Origin of the sequence: Turicibacter sp. GALT-G1, assembly GCF_025594995.1 — a bacterium.
Lineage (GTDB): Bacteria > Bacillota_I > Bacilli_A > MOL361 > Turicibacteraceae > Turicibacter > Turicibacter bilis.
The window spans coordinates 36054-42053 of the sequence record NZ_JAMQUS010000022.1 but is presented as its reverse complement, the minus strand read 5'-3'; the positions used below and the strand labels follow the sequence as shown (position 1 = coordinate 42053).

Genomic DNA, 6000 nt, shown 5'->3' with positions numbered 1-6000 from the left:
CCAAATATTATAGAACCAAATAAATAAGCGTTAGAAATTATTTAGCAGGCATAATCCAAACAATCTCTTTGATACGGATAAAAAATGTATTTCCGTTACTTTCCAAAATTACATGATCAGGTTTAGCGCCAATGAGTTTTCCTTCAATACTTCCTGTACTCATTTGAACTTTTAAAGTTGCTCCGATAACAGAAAGTAACGTTTCATAAACAAATAAGTCATAGTAACCTTCTAACTCAACTTCTCCTAAACTTGTCATCAATGATGGCGTTTTTGCTTGTATAGTAGTTGTAGCATTTTGTCTATATGGATATTCATAATTAGATGAATAATAATACATCCCTATCACCTCAGTTAAAACTCATTACAGGATAATATATTTTTGTTTGTCATAAGTGTTCATTTAAAAAGCATTCTCAGTTTTTTGAGAATGCTTTGTGTATAAACGAAAATCACCTGCTCTGAGGGGGCTAGCGTGGTAATAAAATGTATGTAAATTTAAAAAGTAAATTATTATTGAAAGATGTATAAAAGGGTGCGGGTATATCTAATGAGATAAAATTTAAACTAAATTATATCGAAAATTAAGATTAAAAGGATAGGTTACTTAAGAGATAGTATATATCGAGAAGAATTTATTTTTTAGAAGAAAAAATAAATGAGAGATAAATAAGTTTAAGATTGATAGAAAATGATGATCTTCATCAATGAATCATATAAAGTCACAAGTATTCCATGTGAATATGCAGAAGCGTTCGTTAAATTATTAAATCCAATCGCTCCTCATATGACAGAAGAAATTTGATCAGTGCTTGGACATGAAGGAACTGTTTCTTATGAAGCATGGCCAACATACGATGAAGCAAAATTAGTATCGGATACCATTACAATCATCGCAAAAGTTAACGGTAAGTTACGTGCTCGTATCGATGTGCGTGCAGGCAGCTCAAAAGAAGACATGTTAGAAATAGCAATGGCACATGAAAACGTTCAAAACTTCATTTCTGGAAAAGAAATTGTAAAAACAATCGCCGTTCCAGTAAAATTAGTCAACATCGTTGTTAAATAATTATTAAATATACATGAAAACTCATGGTTTAAACCATGAGTTTTTTGTATAAATTCCTTTTTATTTGAATATAAATGAAGTAAAGTAAGTCTTTTTGAATTTTTTAGAATATTGTACAATATTTCAACATATATTGTGATGGAAAAGTGTTAAGATGAACAAAAGGGGGATTTATGAATGAAAAGGTGGATTGTTTTAGGGGAAAATTCGACAAAAATGTACCGATTAACTAATTGGATGCATCAAAAGACAGGATTAGAAATAATAAATGGCAATGAAATTATTGAGCATGACAATCGTGAGCAAGCAATAGAGGCTCTATTAAATAATAATGAATGGGTAGTTAGAACAACCTATAATCGGGCACTAACTTTAATGGGGGATGAGGCCAATGGAGTTGTCTTTGTAGATTTTCCGTTATGGAAAAATATTTTAGATGCTATACTGCATTTTAATTTTAAAAGGGTTAAAAAAGCTTCCTAATATCAACGTGTAAAACGTCCATGGGTTCTGAAGAAATTAGATCAGTTTGGAGTAGAAAAACAAGTGATTATTATAAAAAATAGACGTACAATGAGACGCTTTGTTAAAAATTTAACAGTCCCAAATTAAAAGGTCATCAGCTAATTGCAACTGATGACCTTTTAAAATATTTATTTTTTAGGTGTTAAGATGTATTCGTGGATGTAGTGAGCAACGCCGCTTTCTTTGTTTGATTTTGTTGTGGTGTTCGCTACTGCTTTTAGTTTATCGATGGCATTGTCCATGGCGACACCGACTCCAGCATAGGTTAACATTTCGATATCATTATCTCCGTCACCGAAAGCGATAATATCTTTTTGTTCAATGTTGAAATATTTGGCCAATTTTTCAATCGCTGTTGCTTTATTTGTATTTGATTTAAACACTTCGATAATGTTGACATTATCGCCATCCCATTTGCGGCATGTCACGATGTCACCGTAGTTTTCACGTAAGAAACTCATGACTTTTTCTGGGTATCCCTCTTTAGCTTCTAATAAGAATCCGTTTGGATGTTCGTCTAATGTTTCTTTAAATGGTCCGTATTTCACTGATGTACATGTTTCAATATGGAACCAATCACGAATAGTATCTCCTTGATGTAAGACATATAAGTGATCTTTGTATTCACAAAAGGCATTGACGATATAATCTTTTAATTCTGAATCGAATAAAGTTAAAACAACCTCTGTTGGGATTTGAGCCACAATATCCTCAAAGGTTTCGTCTTCTGGATGATGTATATAAGCTCCATTAAAGTTAATAATAGGTGTATCAAGACCTAACTCTTTGTAGAAGTGTAACGATGCACGTGCTGGGCGGCCTGTTGCAATCACAACGATATGTCCTGCTTCTTTTGCAGCGATTAAAGCTTCTTTTGTATTTGGGTCAAGTGTTTCCCAATTTTGTAATGCAGTTCCATCTAAGTCTGTTACGATTAGTTTCTTTGTTTCCATTAAAACACCTCCGGATAAATATGATAACACAGATAGCGAACAAGTTAAATGAACTTATACAAGATGTGGTAAATTTGTGCAACGTGATTAGTCTTGGCTATTTACAAAATAATAAACACTTACATTCTGGAATTATTAGCACTCTTATTGACTGAGTGCTAAAACAAGAGTATAATGATAGTATCATCATAGATGATGAAGAAATGGAGTGAGAATCATGAATATTAATAAAATGACTGAAAAGCTACAACAGGGCTTAGTAAATGCACAGTCTCTTGCAACTTCATTACATCACCAAGAGATTGATACCCCGCATTTATTAATGTCCTTATTACAAGACCATGACGGATTAGCCGCTCGTGTTTTTACAAAGGCAGGCTATCCGATTCAAGAGATATTACAAGAATTAAAACAAATTTTAGATAAAAAGCCAGCTGTTACTGGAGCAACAGGTGATCCATACGTTTCAGCAGATTTAAATCGTGCTTTATTAAAAGCAGATGATTATGCTCGAGCTTGGAAAGATGATTATTTATCAGTGGAGCACGTCTTGCTTGCGATGCTTGAATCAAAAGATTATCAAATGAAGCAATTAATAAAAAAACATCAGATTAATGAAAAGCACTTAAAAGAAATTATTTCACAGATAAGGGGGAATTCACGCGTGATGACACAAAACCCAGAAGCAACTTATGAAGTCTTAGAAAAATACGGACGTGACTTAGTAGAAGATGTAAAATCAGGAAAAATTGATCCGGTTATTGGTCGCGATGAAGAGATTCGTCGTGCGATTCGTATTTTATCTCGTAAAACAAAAAATAACCCGGTGTTAATTGGTGAGCCTGGGGTTGGTAAAACTGCTATCGTTGAAGGGTTAGCTTGGCGTATTGTTCGACAAGATGTGCCTGAAAGTTTAAAAGATAAAGTGATTTTTGAATTAGACTTAGCCGCTTTAGTTGCCGGTGCTAAATATCGTGGTGAGTTTGAAGAGCGTTTAAAAGCGGTATTGAATGAAGTTAAAAATAGTGATGGACGTATTATTTTATTCATTGACGAAATTCATACCATCGTTGGAGCAGGACGTACAGATGGTGCAATGGATGCAGGGAACTTATTAAAACCATTATTAGCTCGTGGTGAATTACACTGCATTGGTGCTACAACATTAAAAGAATATCGTGAGTACATTGAAAAAGATCCTGCCTTAGAGCGACGTTTCCAAAAAGTTCAAGTTAATGAACCAACAGTCGAAGATACCGTTTCAATCTTACGTGGATTGAAAGATCGCTTTGAAGTACACCATCGTGTTAGTATTTCAGACCGTGCAATTGTAGCAGCTGCGACATTATCTGATCGATATATTACAGATCGTTTTTTACCAGATAAAGCCATCGATTTAATTGATGAAGCGTGCGCAACGATTCGTACTGAAATCGACTCGTTACCAGAAGAGGTGGATCGCATTAGTCGTCGTGTGACTCAGCTTGAGATTGAAGAGGCGGCTCTTAAAAAAGAAAAAGATGAGAATAGTAAACAACGTCTAGAGGCGTTACAAAAAGAATTAGCGAACTTAAAAGATGAATTAAATGTTTTAAAATTACAGTGGGAAAAAGAAAAACAAGCGATTCATGGTGTGGCGGATCTAAAAAAAGAATTAGAAGGGGCACGTCGTGCATTAGAAGATGCCCAAGCACGTGGCGAATATGAAAAAGCAGCCGAATTACAATATGGAAAAATCCCAAGCTTAGAAAAACAAATTGCTGAAGTTGAAGCGATGCAACACGATGAAGCAGGGAAAGAAAATCGATTACTTCGTGAAAATGTCACAGAAGAAGAAATTGCTGAAATTATTTCGCGTTGGACAGGGATTCCAATTGCGAAACTCGTTCAAGGTGAACGTGAAAAATTATTAAATTTAAAAGAAGAATTAAAACGTCGTGTTATGGGACAAGATGATGCCATTGATTTAGTCGGTGATGCCATTATTCGTGCACGTGCTGGAATTAAAGATCCACATCGTCCAATCGGTTCATTCTTATTCTTAGGGCCAACTGGGGTTGGTAAAACCGAAATTGCTAAAGCATTGGCGGAATTCTTATTCGATAGTGAAGAACATATTGTTCGTATTGATATGAGTGAGTATATGGAGAAACATGCGGTCTCTCGTTTAGTTGGAGCGCCTCCAGGTTATGTGGGATATGAAGAAGGTGGACAGTTAACAGAAGCCATCCGTCGTAAACCATACTCAATCGTGTTATTAGATGAAATTGAAAAAGCTCATCCAGACGTATTCAATATTTTATTACAAATTTTAGATGATGGACGTATTACAGATTCACAAGGTCGTACAGTAGACTTTAAAAATACCATCATCATTATGACCTCAAATATTGGTTCACACATTTTACTTGAAAACCCTAACTTTGAAGAAGCTCAGGAACAGGTGTTAGAAGTTTTACGTGATTATTTCAAACCAGAGTTATTAAACCGTATTGATGAGATTATTACGTTTAATCCATTATCAGAATCTATTATTTATCAAATCGTCGATAAATTCATTGCTGGATTAAATGCGCGTTTAGCAGAGCAACGTATTACGGTTCGCTTAACCGATGCAGCTCATGCTTATGTAGCTGAAGCGGGATTTGACTCAGTATATGGAGCGCGTCCATTAAAACGATTCATTCAACGTACAATCGAAACAAAACTTGCACGTGCATTAATTGCAGGAGAAATCGAAATGGATACAACGGTTATTGTTGATGCTGTTGATGGTAATATCGTCTTATCATATGAAAAAAATTAATGAATCATGGCTCATAGAGACTTAAGCTCTATGAGCTTTTTATATGTGAGGAACAAAGAGAGACAGAGAAATGTAAAATAACTTAATAGTGTTTAGTATTTAAGATAATTTTAAGGTAAAGGTGTTAAGATGAGATTAACATGGTTTTTCATTAGACGAACTTTGGTCAGAAAAAGCATTTAGTAGGTTGTGTAAATGATTTTTCTATTCCTATGTGATTGGTGGGAAAGAGTAAAATAGTTAATTAAAATAGGAGGCTGTTATGAAGAAAAATAAATTTAAAAGTGTTTCAAAAGTTACGATTGGAGTCTATGTTCTAGCTGTTCTTATGGGTGGAATAGCTTTATATAATGTGTATACATGCTATGATTATATCGCTTCAATCGTTGAGCAAGGATTTGTTATCTCTGAAAATTTAACAGATGTGATTAATTACTATCTTTCAAATGTAACGCCATATGCTTTTTATACAATTTGTTTAGGGGTGATGGGGTATCTTGTTCAAAAAGTTAGCAATCTTGTTGAACTTCAACAATTAAGTGTCGTAGAAATTGAGGAGATCATAGAAGAATCAGAGAATGCAGATGAAGACTATGAGAATCTTTTAAAAGAAATCCAAACACAATAAGAGACAGAAAAAGTCTGAA

General features: G+C 34.3%; 6 protein-coding genes. 4 read left to right on the top strand and 2 right to left on the bottom strand.

Annotated elements, in window-relative coordinates:
- Positions 1–37: 37 nt before the first annotated feature.
- Entirely contained in the window at positions 38–340 is a 303-nt protein-coding gene (locus NEH74_RS04065) for a YuzF family protein (RefSeq protein ID WP_202966279.1), read from the bottom strand.
- 468 nt (positions 341–808) lie between these two features.
- Between NEH74_RS04065 and NEH74_RS04060 the strand changes: the two genes are divergently transcribed.
- Together NEH74_RS04060 and NEH74_RS04055 are read left to right on the top strand one after the other, a co-directional pair.
- Complete coding sequence (locus tag NEH74_RS04060) at positions 809–1069, top strand: hypothetical protein (RefSeq protein WP_055305543.1); 261 nt, start codon at positions 809–811, stop codon at positions 1067–1069.
- 177 nt (positions 1070–1246) lie between these two features.
- Entirely contained in the window at positions 1247–1552 is a 306-nt protein-coding gene (locus NEH74_RS04055; protein ID WP_055305544.1) for a hypothetical protein, read from the top strand.
- 170 nt (positions 1553–1722) lie between these two features.
- Here the strand turns inward: NEH74_RS04055 and NEH74_RS04050 are convergent, their stop codons facing one another.
- The gene (locus tag NEH74_RS04050; RefSeq protein ID WP_055305545.1) at positions 1723–2547 is read right to left on the bottom strand and encodes a Cof-type HAD-IIB family hydrolase; all 825 of its coding nucleotides are present in this window, start codon (positions 2545–2547) and stop codon (positions 1723–1725) included.
- A 217-nt stretch (positions 2548–2764) separates the two neighbouring features.
- Here NEH74_RS04050 and clpB point away from each other — a divergent pair, with 217 nt between their 5' ends.
- Positions 2765–5353 (top strand): ATP-dependent chaperone ClpB, encoded by a 2589-nt coding sequence (gene clpB, locus NEH74_RS04045; protein ID WP_055242331.1) that lies wholly within the window; start codon positions 2765–2767, stop codon positions 5351–5353.
- A gap of 262 nt (positions 5354–5615) precedes the next feature.
- Entirely contained in the window at positions 5616–5981 is a 366-nt protein-coding gene (locus tag NEH74_RS04040; RefSeq protein ID WP_055275934.1) for a hypothetical protein, read from the top strand.
- The last annotated feature ends 19 nt before the right edge of the window (positions 5982–6000 follow it).

Excerpts from the sequence above, each read along its gene's own strand:
- NEH74_RS04040 (WP_055275934.1), top strand. The coding sequence starts at position 5,616 with ATGAAGAAAAATAAATTTAAAAGTGTTTCAAAAGTTACGATTGGAGTC.
- clpB (WP_055242331.1), top strand. The coding sequence starts at position 2,765 with ATGAATATTAATAAAATGACTGAAAAGCTACAACAGGGCTTAGTAAAT.
- NEH74_RS04050 (WP_055305545.1), bottom strand. The coding sequence starts at position 2,547 with ATGGAAACAAAGAAACTAATCGTAACAGACTTAGATGGAACTGCATTA.
- NEH74_RS04065 (WP_202966279.1), bottom strand. The coding sequence starts at position 340 with ATGTATTATTATTCATCTAATTATGAATATCCATATAGACAAAATGCT.
- NEH74_RS04055 (WP_055305544.1), top strand. The coding sequence starts at position 1,247 with ATGAAAAGGTGGATTGTTTTAGGGGAAAATTCGACAAAAATGTACCGA.